Origin of the sequence: Yersinia sp. J1 (assembly GCF_050586585.1) — a bacterium.
Classification (GTDB): Bacteria; Pseudomonadota; Gammaproteobacteria; order Enterobacterales; family Enterobacteriaceae; genus Yersinia; species Yersinia entomophaga.
The window spans coordinates 15,955-31,297 of the sequence record NZ_JBOBDP010000011.1 but is presented as its reverse complement, the minus strand read 5'-3'; the positions used below and the strand labels follow the sequence as shown (position 1 = coordinate 31,297).

Sequence of the window (15,343 nt, the reverse complement as noted above, 5' to 3'; positions counted from 1 at the left end):
CTGAGCGATAAGTGAGTCAGTTATGGATGGAATTACTAATAATCACAACACTGTGCGTTTTTCCGAGCATTTAGCGGTTAATTCTAATGAAACGTCGCAGGCTCCCGCCGCTGCGGTTAATGAAGAGGCAAAAGCTGCTCGCATGACCATCCGGCAACAGGTTTTGACGAAAACAAAAACTCAGTTAGATACCTTGCATAATTCAGATAAAATCGCTCAGGGCGCCAACGCGCTGTTAGGCACATTACGCGATATTGAGCAGCGTCAGCCTGAGCGAGCTGCGCGATTAGCCGCATTTTCTACTGAGGGAAAAAGTCAGCAGGATTGTGATAAACAGCTAGAGATATTGCTAACACCCGATAAAAGTGACGCTCTTGCTCGCACGCAGTTAGATGCATTACGTGCTGCGGCTTCGGATAAAAGCAGCCTTGCTCGCCGCACATTGTTAATTGACAGCACCAGTAAGCAATTGCAAACCATTGCACAATTGGCGCAGGCAAATCCTGAGAACTATGACTTAACGGACGAACAAGCGGCTGAATTACAGGCTGCCGCTCGGTCTGTTCGGTTCGCTCCTGCGACAGAACCGACGGAAAATAAAGGTCCGATCTCCAGTTGGGATATTTATAAGGACTTGGCCGACGCCATTGGCGAAATGGATGACAGTTATTTATCCGTCCATGAGTACGCAGTGAAACAATATTCTGATTTTTTCAGTGATTTCTCCGATCTGAAATCTAAATTACAGGAATTTATTAGTTCCGGTAAAGACGGAAATATCATTCTGAAGTCAGGTGAGATCAGAAAGGAATTAGATGCATTACTGAAAAAATATTCTGTAAACCCTGTCACTAAAGCCGCCGTTTTATTTCCTAAACAAAGTGAGACCGGTGGGATTAAAGGGGCATCTAAGGACGATGCAAAGGCATGGGCCAGTGAATTAGGTGTTGATCCAGATACCTGCGTTAAACAACTGCCTGATGGTTCTTGGGTTTGTACCATAGACACCAGCCCGCTAACAAAAATGAAAAGCGATCTGCCGCATAACGATGTTGAAGATATGAACTCTGCCAAATTCCAGGCTTGGATGGCAGGTTTTGACGCGCAGGCAGAAAAACTACAAACAGCTATGCAAAGCCACTTACAGAAATACAGTACCGCCAGCTCCACGTTCGATAATTTAATTAAAGTTCTCAGTAGCACTATCTCCAGTTTGCTTGAGACAGACAAAAGCTTTTTCAGTAATTAGCGATAAGGAAAGAATATGCCATCTTCTATACAACTGGCTGTCACTCCTCAACTTGATTTCAGCCGTATCACGCAGAACGCTAATACCCATAGCCAGTCTTCTGTGGCTGCGAATATTAGTCACATACAGAATGTGCCTGTTAAACCCTCAACAGAACCTGCATGCAATAATCCCAGCAGCAAGTGTTCTAATGTGCGTAGCGTTTGTGCCCAGTTACATACCCAAACGCAGTCGCAGTTGCAGGGTTCAAACTCCCCTGAGCCGCAGGCTCGTGCTGCGACCTTAAATGCTCCCGCTGATATTCCAACCGGCGAGATTTTTTACGGTCAGCATATGGAACAGGCTAAAGAAGCCTTTCTCTCCGAGCTACCGGCAGACAAAAAGGCTGAGGTCAAAGGAATATTAGACAATGCCATTGATGCAAAGGGGAAAGATAATGTCCTGAGATTTATGCAGTTATTTAGCGAGACCAAAAACTATTGCTGCGAAAATCAGCTTACAGGGGAGAGTAAAGACAAGGCGTTTTCTGATATCGCTAATTCTTTAGTCAAACTGCTGACACAGGATAAATTGCGTAATAATTCTGCGCTAGGCGATAATAGTACAAAAAAGAATCACGAAAAATTTGCTGAATTGCAGCAGAAGCTAATTAGTATGGGATCAGCGGAACCGAAAAAACTTGGTGAACAAATATTGGTTAATCAGGTGTGGCCGCTGGTGTCTGCTTATTTTAGCGATAATGCCGATCCTCACGAAATATTTCGTGAATCACTGTCATTGCTCGATGGGCAAAGGGATCAAAATATAGCGGACAGTGCCAAGTCGCGGTTTGAGAATCTTACTCAGGATTTCAAGCTGATTGCGGTGGTATTAAATCTTCTGCAATCGAGAATTAACGCTCCGCAGGGAGACACCATCGACGGCCCAAATCCGCCCGCGGCACCGAACAGAGAAACGCCTGCCGCTCCGGCAGCACCGGCCACGCCAACGCCAACAGCAAACGCGCCTGGAGTAACCTACAATACTTACAACTATTACTTTGGTGCTAGTTCCTCATCGCCAACTCAGCCGGCTAATCCAACGACTGTTACGGTAAATCCGACTATCAGCCCTTTATTTAATCCGGTATTTAGCCCATCTATTAATGGTTATCCGGCAGGTGACAGACCAGCATCGGCTCATGCGACGGAGACTAAACGCGTTAATGTTGCAGATAAAACTCTGGAAAACGATGGGCAGAAAGACATCGCGCAAAGAGAGGCAATGGGTAAGTCGGTCATTGGTGTTAGTAATGACAGCAAGCCAACGCCATTCACAACTTTTGTTGATGGTAATACGCCGGGAATGGATTCAACGGAAGTTCTTGAACCCATTAGCCCCGCGCCTTTGATGAATCATAAATCGATTCTGACCCGCGACAGGTCAGCGCAGGGGGATCATGTACCTGCGACTGAAACAGATACCCACGACGAATTGGTGGTCCAGAAAAAAGTTTCTCATCAGTCAGAGATAACTCGGTCAACCCGTGTAGTAACAGATAGCATTTCACAGCTTGATTCAGATGTGGTACTGCGTAGCAAGAATTCTAATCATGAAACGGGAGTCTCTACTCGTTCCGCGACTATTACAGCTAATCCGATTAAGGCTGAGATAAATGCGCCAGAGACGAACGCGCAGGTAAATAATAGGGTAGTGCCGCCACGGTTTAATGGTTCCGCTACGACGTGGGATTCAGTTACTCCGTATTTGCCGAAGCAAAATCATGTCAATCCGCCTAATACGCGTACTGTAGGGCCTGCGTTTATCGGAGGAATGGAATCGCCAAACCGAATTGATCAATTAAACCGGAGAAGTAGTGAAGCGGTTCGTAATAGCGGCCAGTTTTTGCCTAAGATGACTGCGGAGAAAACCTCCTCACCAGAACGAGAGAGTCATAATGTCAATCGTACCCGCGTGATAATGCCGCCAAATCGGCCATTGAATAATCCTACGGTGCAGACTCAGGTTGAAACAGCGTTAAATATTACTGAAACAGATTCTATTTCGACACCAAATGCAGCACATACTAATTTAAATGCAGTACCCGAAGAGCATCCAGAATCATTTACCGCCAAACGCCAACGCTTCGAAGATGAGAGTAAAGGGCGTGATGCGTCACGATTAAAACCTAAAAACCCTGCACCAGCGGCGGTTGATTCTGATCGAATAGTGATGAGTCCAGGTTCTTCCTCGGCATTATCTGGGTATCAGCCTCCTCGCAGCGCAAACAAATAAATTTAACTGAGCTAATTTCACCTTTCCTTATTGTAGATAAGGAAGGGTGAAATTAAAGGACAGATTAGATATGAAAGCGATTATTGATGAAGTTTTGGTGTCCTGCCTATTTTGTGAGCAGGTTGATATTTCACCAGATAAGCACATTGTTAACGATCTTTATGCTGACTCCGTTGCTTTGCTTGATATTACGATGGCTTTGGAAGAACGATTCGGATTTGATTTCAATAAACAGGATATCGAGCAGTTTGAAACCGTTGGCGACCTTTACGAAATTGTCATGAGAAATACGGTAACTCTTTAGTAGTATCTTAATGTTCAATGAAAATCATTATTTTCTTATCTCAAGGATAAATCAATGACTCACAAATCACTTTGAGTTAATGCATCAGCCATCATAGTTTTGTAAATATATGTATATATTTATCATCGGCAGTGAGTAAGATATTGCGCAGAATCTTTCTTTATCAAAAGGCCTTAGGTTACGACCTCAAAAAAATCAATTTAATCTAAATCATAATAATTATAATGATCGTTTTTTTAAAGTAATCACTTAGTGATCTGGTTAATTATATAAGCATGTAGATATCTTGTGAGTTTATATTTGCAGGCCGATTAGTCTATTTTTCAGCATGGCTGCGACTCGTTAGATATGTTGCATAATAAGAATGATTTACATTACACCTTGTAAAATTAATATTCCCTTTTGATTTTTTAAAGGGTGAACATAGGAAAGAGTAAACTATGAGGGCCGCAAAGTGATTCAGCATCGATTTGGTAATTACTCATTAAGCTATGATGGCGACCTTATGCATCTTAACGAACGTATTCTTATTCCACCGAAAGAATTGGCGCTCTTAAGATTGTTTCTTGATTCACGAGAGCAACTGCTCTCTAAAGATACGATTATTGAAAAAATCTGGCATGGTGTGCAGATTTCCGATGAGTCTTTAACCCGCTGTGTTTATGGCCTAAGGCGATTATTAGGTGGGAATAAAGATTATATTGTTACCGTATATGGACGAGGTTATCGCTTTGTTCCTCCTGCGAAGGAAAAAGAAGCTTCAACGCTGTTTTTCTCCCGCAGTAATAGCTTCTTTCAACGGCCGGATCGATTCATCTATCCATTACTAAATTAATGTTAACTTGACGGTTAACTATATGGTTTTATAATGATTTTTATTGAGCTTTACTTCGTGTTTTGAGAGGGCGTATTTTATATGGCTCTCTCGCTTTTTCATGCTAACTCTTCTACTTAGCCTGTTCCTTTCGGACTGTAAACCTGCATCAATCTCTCATCATTTTTTAATCAAGATCTCACTCTAAAAAATGTTTCTAATAGCGCCAGTAATTTGAATATTTCAATAAATTAATAACGCGCGCTTGGGGCTAGAACTCTCAATTATGGTTAATGAAACTGAACATGGCGGCACATCACCACGCATTGTTGTGCGTCTACTTAACAGTGTCTTGCGAGGGTGCGAGTTTGTTTTAGACTCGGGTACAACTTTATTTATCGTGTCTGAACGGGAGAATATTCACGCTCAAAATTCAGGAACGGTACTTCCAGAAAATATGATATTTGTTCCTATGGAACAAGGCGGTGTTAGCTTTGAAGCCGTGGTGGAGAATAATCAAAATGAAAAAACCACTCTAACACTACGAGAGTTAAAACCTGACGGTAACATAGAAAATACAGTTAATCTTAACGAAGTGATTCATATCGGTACTTTAGATCTCGCCGCGCGTTTTGAACATGATACGTGGAGCCAGGATATCCTCAACCATCCTGAAACGGGAATCAAAAATACGTCAAAGCCGATGGAGAAGAAAAAAGGTTGGTTTTGGACTGGGCTGATACTCCTGTTGCTCACGCTGTGCATAACGGTTTGGGGCTATACCTATTTTAATAGCCAGCAGCGCAAGATTTTAGAAATTTCGTCTCTGCTTGGATATAAAAAGAATCAGTATCAGTATCTTCAGGGAAGAGACAAGATAACTTATATTCTGGCCAATGATGAAAAATCAATGTATTGGGCACAACAAGCCTTGGTAAGAAATCCACCTTCATCTTCAGTTAAAGTGGTCAATATCCCGGCAGAGGAGTCGCGTATTAGCCTTTGGCTGAATGAACATTGGCCAGCGTTAAAATTTCATCGCATTTATCTCAGCAATCCCACAGAGCCGGTTGTTCTGTTGAGTTATGAAAGAGGGCGTCTGGACAATACTCAGAAAAACAGATTGTCTGAATTGCTGAAAAAAGAAATACCTTATGCTGATTCAATTGTTTTTAATCAGATGAAAGATTCGTTAGTGGCGAAAGAAGCTGAGCAAGGCTTGAGTAAAATGTCGATTGTTTTTAGTGAGAATAAGAACGTTGATAGCGTCACTTTTGTTATCCGGGGAGAAATGGATGACAGCGAATTACAAAGAATAAAGACCTTTGTCCAAAGTTATTATCAGCTTTGGGGGGGCCAGTATGTGCAATTTTCCATAGAGCTAAATAATGACTGGCTCAAGGGCAAATCCTTTAAATATGGTGATCAGGGGTATGTAAAGGTTTCTCCTTCTCACTGGTATTTTCCTAAACCTTTATCTTTAAATGAGAAATAAATATGGCTAATCCTCCAATTTATGCGACACCTCCATGGGAAGGTTTTCTTTCCGAGAAATCAGCCTCTTTTGATACTGGCGTAACCAGTTTGAACGAGGAACTTGAGAAAGCATTGGCCTCGTTGAAAGGGGATCCATCTGACCCGATGCTGTTAGCACAATATCAATCACGACTTTCCGAATATACGTTGTACCGAAATGCACAGTCCAACGTGGTTAAAGTCTATAAAGACGTTGGTTCGGCGATTATTACCAACTTCCGCTAGTTATTACGTATGAGTTATTACACAAAGGGTATGACTGCCCTTTGTCATTAATTAATTGAGATCACTATGTCCGAATCTATTACTGGAGTTATGTCCGTCACGGCGTTTTCTCATGATGCGGTGATGGCATCTGATGATGTTATGTCGCTAGATAGTCTGGTTATGCAGGCTCTGGCTAAAGGCGTGGTGACATCTGATGCTGAAAAAAGCCATGTGCTGAATAAAATACAGGACCCGCAAACAACGTCAGATCCGGCACAGCTATTCGAGTTGCAGCAAAGAACCGCTGAATATAATTTGAAAATGTCCTTATTCGCCACGCTGACCCGAAAAGCTATCGGGGCAGTTGAAACCGTTGTGCGTGCATAACAATGCTTAAATTTAAAATACTTGTTCCTCTGTTGTTGTTGTTATTGGTCGGCTGTAAAGAGCAGGAGCTGCTTAAAAAGCTCGATCAAACGCAGGCCAACGAAATTATCGCGTTATTACAGCGTAATAATATTGATGCCAGTAAGAAGGAAATTACCAAAGAAGGCTATGTGGTATCGGTCAATAAGATCGATTTCGCCGCGGCGGTTGATCTGATGAATACCTATGATTTACCCACCAGACCTCGAATAGAAATTGCCGAAATGTTCCCCAGCGATTCTTTGATTTCTTCTCCACGAGCGGAGAAGGCACGACTTTATTCGGGAATCGAGCAACGTCTCGAACAGTCGTTACAAACCTTGCAAGGGGTTGTTTCAGCGCGGGTTCATGTCAGCTACGATTTAAGCTCGAGTGAAGGCCAAAAGAATAGTATTCCGGTTCACCTTTCGGCGCTGGTGAAATACGATGCTGAAAATATTGATGCCACAGTGATGATCAGCGATGTGAAACGCTTCCTGAAGAATAGCTTTGATGACGTTGCCTATAACGATATTTCGGTGGTTCTTTCCAAAATACCGCAAATGCAACATCAGGCTCCTTTCACGGTGAAAAAAGGTTTAGGTGGGACGCTGTGGTTTATGATTGCCGCGGTAATTCTCTTTATTTTTTCCAGTATCGCTATGTACCTGTATCGGAAAAAACGCACTGAAATTCATCCAGCGGCGGAAAGTGAATGAGCTTGAAGAAGGGAATGGGTGTTAGCCAGCTTGACCGGATATTATTTGATCCTTTGTCCTGGATACATCCTGAGCGCGTTCGAATTCCCGACCAATTTAACCGCGGCCTATGCCGCAGCGTAATCAATCAAGTCTTGCTTGACGCGTTGAATATTTCGACACAATACGACCACAGGATATCTAATGGGCTAACGCGCCTTTTTATTGATAACTGGTTCATTCTTCCCAAGGTGGCTTTTTTAATGAGCTGCCAGCGTTATCGTGCCTGTCTGGCATATGGTGGAAAGCTGGAAATGCTTTCTGCTATGGCACGTCAGTTCGCCCAATTAGAATTAATAGAAACCAGTCGTTGCCCGTCAGATATCTCGCCGGATGTTCAGTGGCTGCGGGCTCAGGCAATAAATGAATTATTGTGCTTCAGTCAGGATTTACCTGACGCAATCAGGCAACGTATTCCATTACTCTTTCCTGGCGGTGGAGCAATCAGCCTTGAGCGGCAGATAAATCCGACTGCTGATGTATTGTTATTAAGGTTAGCTATCCAACATGCAAAACGATATAGAGACTAGCCATCCGCTAAATGCGCTAGAAGGTATCTTGTTAACTAAGTCGGCTATTTTACGACGCAAGATGGCTAAAAATATTCTGGTAGAGGCTCAGATTCGCGCCAGAAAAATAATTAAACAGGCGCAGGCAGACGCTGAAATTTTACATCATCAGGCTTATACCCAAGGTTATGAAAAAGGGATAGTGAGCGCGGCAGAAGCCGTAGTCGGTTATATGGAAGATTATCAGTCTCTCAGCCACCAATTATACCAAGAGTTACAGCTCGAGGTTAAAAACATGTTATCGGGGATATTACATCAAGACGAAGTTTTTCTTGCCCTGCTGGATAATTGGTTACATGAATTGCGTGTTGAAGATACGCCACAATCTCTGCATCTATTACTTCCTGCGACGATGAATCAAGGCTCGAAAGAATTGGCTGGATTGCTGGAGCGAATTTGGAAAGGGCCGGTGGTGATTGATTACCACGCCGATCGGCGTTTTGTCATGAAATATAAAGATCAGCTCGCTGAGTTTATTCCAGATGAGTTTATTGATAGCGAAATGCCCAAACTGTTAGGGACAAAATCACTACGGGAATCATGTGGGAAACTGTCTGAGAGTGGCTTACAGCGGCTGAGAACTGTACTGACTCGACATTTGGATAACGCGCCACAGAATTTACCGGTAAACGAGGCGTAATTAACTAAGGATGAATGTGATGATCGGTGATATTAATAAGATTAGCGGTGGGAACCTTGCAGGGGATGTGGCTGATAACACAAAGGTAGAATCGCTGGATGTCATGATGAATCAAAAAACAGATATACCCATGACGCCTGAAGAGTTTGCTTTCAAAATGCTTTATAACGAGTGGATGCAGGAAACATTATTATCAGACGGACTTCGCCCTGAAGATAAGGTTGAATGGTGAAACCGATGATATTTAAAAGAACAACATCACCGCTATATTTTCTCCCTTTGGGGCTAGTAATTGTTCTGAGTGGCTGTAGTTACCATAAACAAATAACCCCTTTGTTTAAATCGCAGGAATCCTTAACGCGAGCTGAAATAATAAAGCAGTTGCAGTGCAATGATGCTAAAGATAATACGGCTGACTCATTGTTACCGGTGGCGCTTTACCAGCAAATGAATCAATGTGCTGAACAGGGAAATTACCGCTCGGCTACGTTGTTATTTTCATTAGCGGGAACCTACACCTGGTACGACGCCAGTCGAATAGATACGGATTCGGCGCGCAATAAACATGCACAATTACTGGGAGAGGCTCTCGGACGATTAGCGCCAGAGCGAAGAGAATACCTGTGGCGCAATATTCAATCGGTGCTAGGAGATCGCCAACAGCTGGATACCGTTTGCCAAATGGTTCGCCTGATCGGCCCGCCAGCATACCAGCCGGATTATATGGCTGGAGGTGAGGGTAAGATGATGCCTGATTTTTCGGCGTTGCCACGTTGGGATGGAGCATTGCAGAATTATCTACATTGTCCGATAGATTAAATGGTCGGATTGATATTGGCCAGCCGCTTTTGTCTTTCCATTTTCAATCTCTTCATGCCAATGGCGTTTGTAAATTAGGGGTGGCCAATTTAATTTCCCATCGTTCACAAACGCCGGTTCCAAGCAGTGATTCAGGGCATAACGCGGATAAATGCAAATAATAGTGCCAGTAGGATAACGATTACCCCCGTGGCTACAGCAAGCCTTTCAGAAAATAGACGACGCATTAGGAATATCCTTAGGCAAAGTGATAACGTTCGGAGTGGTATTTGGATAGCGGCACGTTCAATTCATCCAACGCTTTTTCTATGGCATCCATCATGATATCTGGGCCGCAGATAAAGTATTCATGGTCTGCATATTCGGGCGGCAGATGACGTTTTAGCAGTTCACCGGTAATAAAACCACGTTCACCCGGCCAATCCGGCGGTGGCTGGGTAAGTACATGTACCACCTTCAGATCCAGTTTTAATTGCAACGACTCTAACTCTTCGCGAAAAGTAATGGATTCCCAGCTTTTACTGCCATAAAGCAGAATGACAGGGCGTTTATCCCCGCGATCGGCCAGCGTGCGAATCATGCTCATCATGGGGGTAATGCCTACGCCGCCCGCAATCAAGATATGCATATCGGCCGGATGACCCAAAGTAAAAGCGCCGTAAGGCCCATCAAGGTAAAGCCGTTGTCCGGGAGTGACCTCTGGAATTCTCTGAGTAAAGTCCCCAAGATTGCGAATTGACATCTCAACTCGCCCATCCTGAGCCTCGGCGCTCGACGAAAATGAAAATGGATGACCGGTAATCTTAAACGGGCTGCCCCAAAGCGTTAACCAGCCAAACTGACCCGGAGTAAAACGAAAGCCCTTATGCCCATCCGGATGCATCACCAAAGTCACGGTATCGCCGCGCTCCCGGCGCACTTCACTCACTCTATAAGGTTTTCGTAGCATAAATAACGGCTTAACCAGGCGAATGTAGAGCAGCAAGGAAAACCAGAAAGCGATCAGCGCCACCCATAGCCCGCGTTTCCACGGGTCTTGCAAATAGAAACTCCAGCCAATCATATGCAGAATACCGGCGATCACCGCCAGTAATGCGAGAATAATGTGGGTTAGATGCCAAATTTCGTAGCGAATTTTTAACTGCACACGCCATAAAGCCGTCACAACCAATGCTATTAATGAATAAGTTGAAATAGCGGCGAAGCGGGCGCGCCAAGGTGCTTCGATAAAATTCAGCAGAGCCAGGAGTTCGGGGCGAATAACAAACAGAATTATCGGGTGAGCGATAACCAGCGCAACGGCAATCAGAGAAATGCGACGGTGGAAGTGATAAATTACGTCCTCCCCCCAAGGTTCAGTTACATAGCGAAAGCGAGCGGTCAGGCCGAATTGTAGCCCCATCATCGCCAAACCGGCATAGCCTAGAGCCACAGAAAACTCGGTCCAGAAATCTCGCGCAGGCGGCATGGTGCCAAGCAACATGGCAAATAGCGGAGCCAGAATAAAGAACAGATAGGTTAGAATCCAAAGCGTGCTGCGTATGGCATAAGGCATCTATTGTCCCTTTTTCTGGATCACGATATGACTAAGTATAATCGGACAATATAAGCCTCCATTTTTTTATTAATCTTGAAGCGTTCCCATGCATAACTCATTGTAAAAACTGAATTGTGCCCTGCGAGCTAAATTAGCTAAAGGGGAGGGGAAATACCGGCGGGCTATCACCCTTTTTGGCGTCAACGTTGTCAATTCAATCGGTTTAATCAATTGGCTTAATTAATAGGAGAATAGCAACCGGAAAGTCATCTATGCGGTTATAGCGGCTCTTGTTGTGTTGTGCAGTGAATACCGCCACCGCCTGCTGCGATCCCGTCAATGTTAATCATCACGATATCTCTATTTGGATAAAGGTGTTTAAGCTGCGCTTTGGCCGCTGTATCAGTGATTTTGTCGCCAAACTCCGGTGCAATAACCGCATTATTACAGACATAGAAATTGATATAACCGGCGGCAAAATCGTGGTTTGCATATTCCCCTCGGCTATCAGAAGGATTTTCTAATACCACGACGTTGAGCTTACGGCCTTTGGCGTCCCGCGCATTGCGTAAAATAGCCAAATGCTTTTTAGTGACTTCGTGATCGAAAGACTGCGGATCGGGATCGTAACCAGCCACCACCGTTCCCGGCGTGGTGAAACGGGCATAGAAATCGGTATGACCATCGGTAATATCTTTACCTTTGATACCGGGCAACCAGATGATTTTTTCTAAACCTAACAGCCGCTTGAGTTCGGTTTCACAATCTGCTTTGCTCAGACTTGGGTTACGATTTTGGTTCAGCACGCAGCTTTCGGTGATAATGGCGGTGCCTTCGCCGTCAACCTCAATTCCTCCTCCCTCAAGAACCAGGTTTGTGGTCATCCGTTCTACGCCCGCCTGTTCAGTGACAAAACTGGCTACGTGCGCATCCTGTCGATGCAGTTGCTTATTTCCCCAGCCGTTAAAGTTAAAATCAATACCGGCTTTTTTACCCTGAGCGTTATGGACAAACACCGGGCCGGTATCGCGTAGCCACAGGTCATCTAATGGGCAAATCAACAGTTCTACCGCCGACCCGATTAATTGATAGGCGATTTGGTAATCATCCTCTCTGACGAGCATGGTGACCGGCTCATAGTCGGCGATAGCTAACGCAATGGTGGCAAGATTACGCTGCACTTCCGGTAATAAACGACCGCCCCAGATGGCTTTGCTGGCACCAAATGCCATCCAGGTGCGACGATGGGGCGCGCTTTCGTCGGGCATCATCCAGCGCTGTTTATCATCCTGATCAATCATTGAGAACACCTTATTTGGTTGTAATAATAAGCCGCCCGCCATCAGCGTGGCGGCCTGAATAAATCGTCTACGGGTTGCCATATTTTCGTCCTTCGGGTTTATGTTTACTGTAGATAAGTATCGCTGGTGCGGCAGCTTATCTCGCGCTGGCACCGTTCATTTCCTGCATAGCGGGTGAGTGGCTTTATTATCTGCCTTCTGTTTCTTGATAAAAATTGATGTTTATTGCATTAATACCCCAATAAAATTAATGTGTGAGTGAAAAGTGAACCGTATTCCCTCTCTCAAACTATTAATGGGGTTCGAAGCCGCAGCGCGATTAGGCAGTTTTGCGCGAGCCGCCGATGAGCTTTGCCTATCGCAATCCGCCATTAGTCATCAGATTTCGCAGATAGAAGCTCAGACTGGGCAGCCGCTGTTTCGACGGGTTGGCCGAGGTGTAGAATTAACCGTAGCGGGAGAAGTGTTACAGCGAACGGTACTGCGCACGCTGGAAACTTTGCGTAGCGGAATGAGCCGGATTGCGACTTATCTTGATCCTGGGCTGGTGGCGATGGTTTGTCCCTCGCCGATATTACAGGGTTGGTTACAGCCGCGTTTAGATGCGCTACAACAGCAGATTCCCGATCTTTGTCCGCTGTTATCCTCCGATGAAACCGCCCGTTTTATTGACGAAATTGATGTGGATATTGCCATTGGGAGTCGACCTCTCGATCAGGAAGGATTGCTACAGCTTCCTTTTTGCAGGATGAGTGGGTGATGGTGGCGAGCGCTGCCGTAGCGGAAAAATTGATTCTTCACCCGGCGAATCACCACAGTGACATCACCAGCCTGATTTGTCTGGAGGAGCATCTCACCGGTGAGAAAACCGGCGCGCTGCTGGCGACCTTGTTACAGCGCTTCCGGCTGTCCGCCATTTATGATGATCAATCTGGCGTGATGGATGCAGTGCGGCGGGGAAGGGGAATGGCGTTGCTGTCCCGTTTGGCGGCAGATAGCGGATTACAGGATGGAACGCTGGCTGTGGTTGACGACTATGCGCCGTTGCCGGGGCAAACGTTCTGGATTTCCCGCGTGGCAGGAGAGGCGCGATCGCCTCAAGTCATGGCGGCATTCGCTTGGCTACAGCAGCAAAATAATATATCTGAGTCATTCCAAAAACATATTTGATTGACTACAGATAACCCGCTTTAATTTGCTGAATGGGGTTTTAAAATCAATCGGTAGCGATTAAGTGTGAGTTAGGATGAAATGTAACAAATAAGTTAATTAACTCCATGATTGCAGGCGTTAATTTTATTTAGTACATTGTTGCGCGTATTTAGTCTTTATCTGGTTTTTAGCACGCCTAATTGGAAAATTAATACAATCTAGAGAAATAGGGATATATGAAAACCTCTCATAAGTTACTCATCAGCTTCATTTGTGTCGCTGCGCTTTCCGGCTGTGCACGTACCGTTCCTGTATTAACGCCTTACACCAATATCACGACCCATAATTCTACCGAACAGATCAAAACGGCCATCCTGGATGCAGGTCAGAATCGTGACTGGATCATGACTCCGGTGGCGCCAGGTGTGATTGATGGGCGCTTAATGAACCGCGATCACAGCGTGAACATCCGTATTAACTACACCCCGACCAACTACACCATTAAATATGTCAGCAGCACAAACTTAAAATCTGCTAATGGAAAAATCCATCGTAATTATAATCGTTGGGTTAATAACCTCGATAAAGATATTCAAAAACGTTTAATGGCTAATGCTAATAAATAATACGGAAATTTGAGTTAAGTCGGGGCCGGATTAACCGTAATCTGGCTTTGGCGATTTGATATTGGACATCAAACCATGGCCGTGCGCTATAACTACGATAAAGATAATATTAGTGCGCTTGACGCAATTACCGAGGCACAGAGAATTGCTTTTGCGCCCATGTTATTTCAAGCGGCGGTAAATCTCAGGGATTCAGGCATTCTATCGCTGTTGGATAATTGCAGAAAGCAGGGCGCGACCCGGCAGGAAATTACCTGCGGCTGCGAGCTGAACGATTATGCCGTAGGCGTGTTGTTAGATATGGGCATGAGCGGGAATATTGTTTACCAAACCGAAGGCCGCTATTTTATCGGCAAAATTGGCCACTATTTACTGCATGACGCTATGACCCGCGTTAATATGGATTTTACGCAGGACGTTTGCTATCAAGGCTTATATCATCTGAAAGAATCATTACAGCAGGGTAAACCGGCTGGACTTCAGGTTTTCGGTTCCTGGCCGACGATTTATCCGGCGCTGAGCCAGTTGCCTGAGCCTGCGAAACAAAGTTGGTTTGCTTTCGATCATTTCTATTCCGATGGCGCTTTCAGCGCTGCTTTGCCTCACGTCTTTGCCCTTGAGCCGGCAAAAATTTACGACGTGGGCGGCAATACCGGAAAATGGGCTTTACGCTGCTGCAAATATCATGCGCAGGTCGAGATGACCATCATCGATTTACCGCAGCAAATTCTGCTAGCTGAGAAAAACATCGCGAAGCATGGGCTGTCTGAGCGTATTTCTGTCCATGAGGCAGATATATTGACCGATGTGCAGTTACCGCAGGAGGCTGACGTTTGGTGGATGAGCCAGTTCCTAGACTGTTTCTCGGAAGCTCAGATTATTGCTATTCTCAAAAAAATCGCAGCGGCGATGAAGCCCGACGCCAGAGTGTGTATTATGGAGCTCTTCTGGGATTGCCAGCCCTACGAGGCTGGAGCATTTAGTTTAAATGCTTCTTCGCTGTATTTTACCTGCATGGCTAATGGTAACAGTCGTTTTTATAGCGTCACTGATTTCCTGGGTTATTTACAGAAAGCCGACCTTGAGTTGGAAAAGCAAATAGATAATCTTGGCGTTGGCCATACTTTATTGATTTGTAAAAAACGATAGCGG

The 15,343-nt window shown here is 44.8% G+C and carries 18 protein-coding genes; 16 read left to right on the top strand and 2 right to left on the bottom strand.

Translation table 11 applies throughout. The features are described 5' to 3' along the window. Window positions 1–22: 22 nt before the first annotated feature. The 12 genes from sctA to ACQ4OC_RS14470 all read left to right on the top strand — a co-directional run bounded on the left by sctA (window position 23) and on the right by ACQ4OC_RS14470 (window position 9,575). Window positions 23–1,249, top strand: a complete 1,227-nt coding sequence (gene sctA / locus ACQ4OC_RS14525) for a type III secretion system needle tip protein SctA (protein ID WP_064517809.1) — start codon at window positions 23–25, stop codon at window positions 1,247–1,249. A 15-nt stretch (window positions 1,250–1,264) separates the two neighbouring features. Next, window positions 1,265–3,523 (top strand): hypothetical protein, encoded by a 2,259-nt coding sequence (locus tag ACQ4OC_RS14520; RefSeq protein ID WP_430971296.1) that lies wholly within the window; start codon window positions 1,265–1,267, stop codon window positions 3,521–3,523. Window positions 3,524–3,593: 70 nt separating this feature from the next. Then, the gene (locus ACQ4OC_RS14515) at window positions 3,594–3,827 is read left to right on the top strand and encodes a phosphopantetheine-binding protein (RefSeq protein WP_084414358.1); all 234 of its coding nucleotides are present in this window, start codon (window positions 3,594–3,596) and stop codon (window positions 3,825–3,827) included. A gap of 454 nt (window positions 3,828–4,281) precedes the next feature. Further along, on the top strand, window positions 4,282–4,662 hold the full coding sequence (locus ACQ4OC_RS14510; protein ID WP_128821904.1) for a winged helix-turn-helix domain-containing protein: 381 nt from the start codon (window positions 4,282–4,284) through the stop codon (window positions 4,660–4,662). 265 nt (window positions 4,663–4,927) lie between these two features. Then, entirely contained in the window at window positions 4,928–6,136 is a 1,209-nt protein-coding gene (locus ACQ4OC_RS14505) for a PrgH/EprH family type III secretion apparatus protein (RefSeq protein ID WP_071925616.1), read from the top strand. A gap of 2 nt (window positions 6,137–6,138) precedes the next feature. Further along, the gene (locus ACQ4OC_RS14500; RefSeq protein ID WP_064517818.1) at window positions 6,139–6,402 is read left to right on the top strand and encodes a type III secretion system needle complex protein; all 264 of its coding nucleotides are present in this window, start codon (window positions 6,139–6,141) and stop codon (window positions 6,400–6,402) included. A 66-nt stretch (window positions 6,403–6,468) separates the two neighbouring features. Further along, window positions 6,469–6,771, top strand: a complete 303-nt coding sequence (gene sctI / locus ACQ4OC_RS14495; RefSeq protein ID WP_064517821.1) for a type III secretion system inner rod subunit SctI — start codon at window positions 6,469–6,471, stop codon at window positions 6,769–6,771. 2 nt (window positions 6,772–6,773) lie between these two features. After that, the gene (locus tag ACQ4OC_RS14490; protein WP_064517823.1) at window positions 6,774–7,508 is read left to right on the top strand and encodes an EscJ/YscJ/HrcJ family type III secretion inner membrane ring protein; all 735 of its coding nucleotides are present in this window, start codon (window positions 6,774–6,776) and stop codon (window positions 7,506–7,508) included. Window positions 7,509–7,522: 14 nt separating this feature from the next. Continuing rightward, entirely contained in the window at window positions 7,523–8,077 is a 555-nt protein-coding gene (locus ACQ4OC_RS14485) for a type III secretion apparatus protein OrgA/MxiK (RefSeq protein ID WP_162975212.1), read from the top strand. Continuing rightward, window positions 8,055–8,756: a hypothetical protein gene (locus ACQ4OC_RS14480; RefSeq protein WP_120806710.1), complete on the top strand. Its 702-nt coding sequence runs from the start codon at window positions 8,055–8,057 to the stop codon at window positions 8,754–8,756. Before ACQ4OC_RS14485 ends, ACQ4OC_RS14480 begins: the two co-directional genes overlap by 23 nt. 19 nt (window positions 8,757–8,775) lie before the next feature. Next, entirely contained in the window at window positions 8,776–8,988 is a 213-nt protein-coding gene (locus tag ACQ4OC_RS14475) for a hypothetical protein (RefSeq protein WP_064517830.1), read from the top strand. A gap of 101 nt (window positions 8,989–9,089) precedes the next feature. Continuing rightward, the gene (locus ACQ4OC_RS14470) at window positions 9,090–9,575 is read left to right on the top strand and encodes a hypothetical protein (RefSeq protein ID WP_162975211.1); all 486 of its coding nucleotides are present in this window, start codon (window positions 9,090–9,092) and stop codon (window positions 9,573–9,575) included. A 238-nt stretch (window positions 9,576–9,813) separates the two neighbouring features. On the opposite strand, the gene ACQ4OC_RS14465 is transcribed toward ACQ4OC_RS14470, so the two are convergent. Together ACQ4OC_RS14465 and ACQ4OC_RS14460 are read right to left on the bottom strand one after the other, a co-directional pair. Next, window positions 9,814–11,130 (bottom strand): ferredoxin reductase family protein, encoded by a 1,317-nt coding sequence (locus tag ACQ4OC_RS14465; RefSeq protein ID WP_064517832.1) that lies wholly within the window; start codon window positions 11,128–11,130, stop codon window positions 9,814–9,816. A 260-nt stretch (window positions 11,131–11,390) separates the two neighbouring features. Next, window positions 11,391–12,494, bottom strand: coding sequence for an agmatine deiminase family protein (locus ACQ4OC_RS14460; protein WP_430971295.1), 1,104 nt, complete (start codon window positions 12,492–12,494; stop codon window positions 11,391–11,393). A 184-nt stretch (window positions 12,495–12,678) separates the two neighbouring features. On the opposite strand from ACQ4OC_RS14460, the gene ACQ4OC_RS14455 reads away from it, so the two are divergent. The 4 genes from ACQ4OC_RS14455 (at window position 12,679) to ACQ4OC_RS14440 (ending at window position 15,340) form a co-directional block, all read left to right on the top strand. Next, window positions 12,679–13,173 carry a LysR family transcriptional regulator gene (locus tag ACQ4OC_RS14455; RefSeq protein ID WP_430971294.1) on the top strand — a complete coding sequence of 165 codons (495 nt, stop codon included), beginning with the start codon at window positions 12,679–12,681 and terminating at the stop codon, window positions 13,171–13,173. Then, window positions 13,173–13,583 (top strand): LysR substrate-binding domain-containing protein, encoded by a 411-nt coding sequence (locus ACQ4OC_RS14450; protein ID WP_430971308.1) that lies wholly within the window; start codon window positions 13,173–13,175, stop codon window positions 13,581–13,583. The genes ACQ4OC_RS14455 and ACQ4OC_RS14450 overlap by 1 nt, the downstream gene beginning before the upstream one ends. A 218-nt stretch (window positions 13,584–13,801) precedes the next feature. Continuing rightward, window positions 13,802–14,191, top strand: coding sequence for a hypothetical protein (locus ACQ4OC_RS14445; protein ID WP_064517839.1), 390 nt, complete (start codon window positions 13,802–13,804; stop codon window positions 14,189–14,191). 75 nt (window positions 14,192–14,266) lie between these two features. Next, window positions 14,267–15,340: a methyltransferase gene (locus ACQ4OC_RS14440; RefSeq protein WP_120806706.1), complete on the top strand. Its 1,074-nt coding sequence runs from the start codon at window positions 14,267–14,269 to the stop codon at window positions 15,338–15,340. The last annotated feature ends 3 nt before the right edge of the window (window positions 15,341–15,343 follow it).

Excerpts from the sequence above, each read along its gene's own strand:
- sctA (WP_064517809.1), top strand. The coding sequence starts at position 23 with ATGGATGGAATTACTAATAATCACAACACTGTGCGTTTTTCCGAGCAT.
- ACQ4OC_RS14520 (WP_430971296.1), top strand. The coding sequence starts at position 1,265 with ATGCCATCTTCTATACAACTGGCTGTCACTCCTCAACTTGATTTCAGC.
- ACQ4OC_RS14515 (WP_084414358.1), top strand. The coding sequence starts at position 3,594 with ATGAAAGCGATTATTGATGAAGTTTTGGTGTCCTGCCTATTTTGTGAG.
- ACQ4OC_RS14505 (WP_071925616.1), top strand. The coding sequence starts at position 4,928 with ATGGTTAATGAAACTGAACATGGCGGCACATCACCACGCATTGTTGTG.
- ACQ4OC_RS14500 (WP_064517818.1), top strand. The coding sequence starts at position 6,139 with ATGGCTAATCCTCCAATTTATGCGACACCTCCATGGGAAGGTTTTCTT.
- sctI (WP_064517821.1), top strand. The coding sequence starts at position 6,469 with ATGTCCGAATCTATTACTGGAGTTATGTCCGTCACGGCGTTTTCTCAT.
- ACQ4OC_RS14490 (WP_064517823.1), top strand. The coding sequence starts at position 6,774 with ATGCTTAAATTTAAAATACTTGTTCCTCTGTTGTTGTTGTTATTGGTC.
- ACQ4OC_RS14485 (WP_162975212.1), top strand. The coding sequence starts at position 7,523 with ATGGGTGTTAGCCAGCTTGACCGGATATTATTTGATCCTTTGTCCTGG.
- ACQ4OC_RS14480 (WP_120806710.1), top strand. The coding sequence starts at position 8,055 with ATGCAAAACGATATAGAGACTAGCCATCCGCTAAATGCGCTAGAAGGT.
- ACQ4OC_RS14475 (WP_064517830.1), top strand. The coding sequence starts at position 8,776 with ATGATCGGTGATATTAATAAGATTAGCGGTGGGAACCTTGCAGGGGAT.
- ACQ4OC_RS14465 (WP_064517832.1), bottom strand. The coding sequence starts at position 11,130 with ATGCCTTATGCCATACGCAGCACGCTTTGGATTCTAACCTATCTGTTC.
- ACQ4OC_RS14460 (WP_430971295.1), bottom strand. The coding sequence starts at position 12,494 with ATGGCAACCCGTAGACGATTTATTCAGGCCGCCACGCTGATGGCGGGC.
- ACQ4OC_RS14450 (WP_430971308.1), top strand. The coding sequence starts at position 13,173 with ATGGTGGCGAGCGCTGCCGTAGCGGAAAAATTGATTCTTCACCCGGCG.
- ACQ4OC_RS14445 (WP_064517839.1), top strand. The coding sequence starts at position 13,802 with ATGAAAACCTCTCATAAGTTACTCATCAGCTTCATTTGTGTCGCTGCG.
- ACQ4OC_RS14440 (WP_120806706.1), top strand. The coding sequence starts at position 14,267 with ATGGCCGTGCGCTATAACTACGATAAAGATAATATTAGTGCGCTTGAC.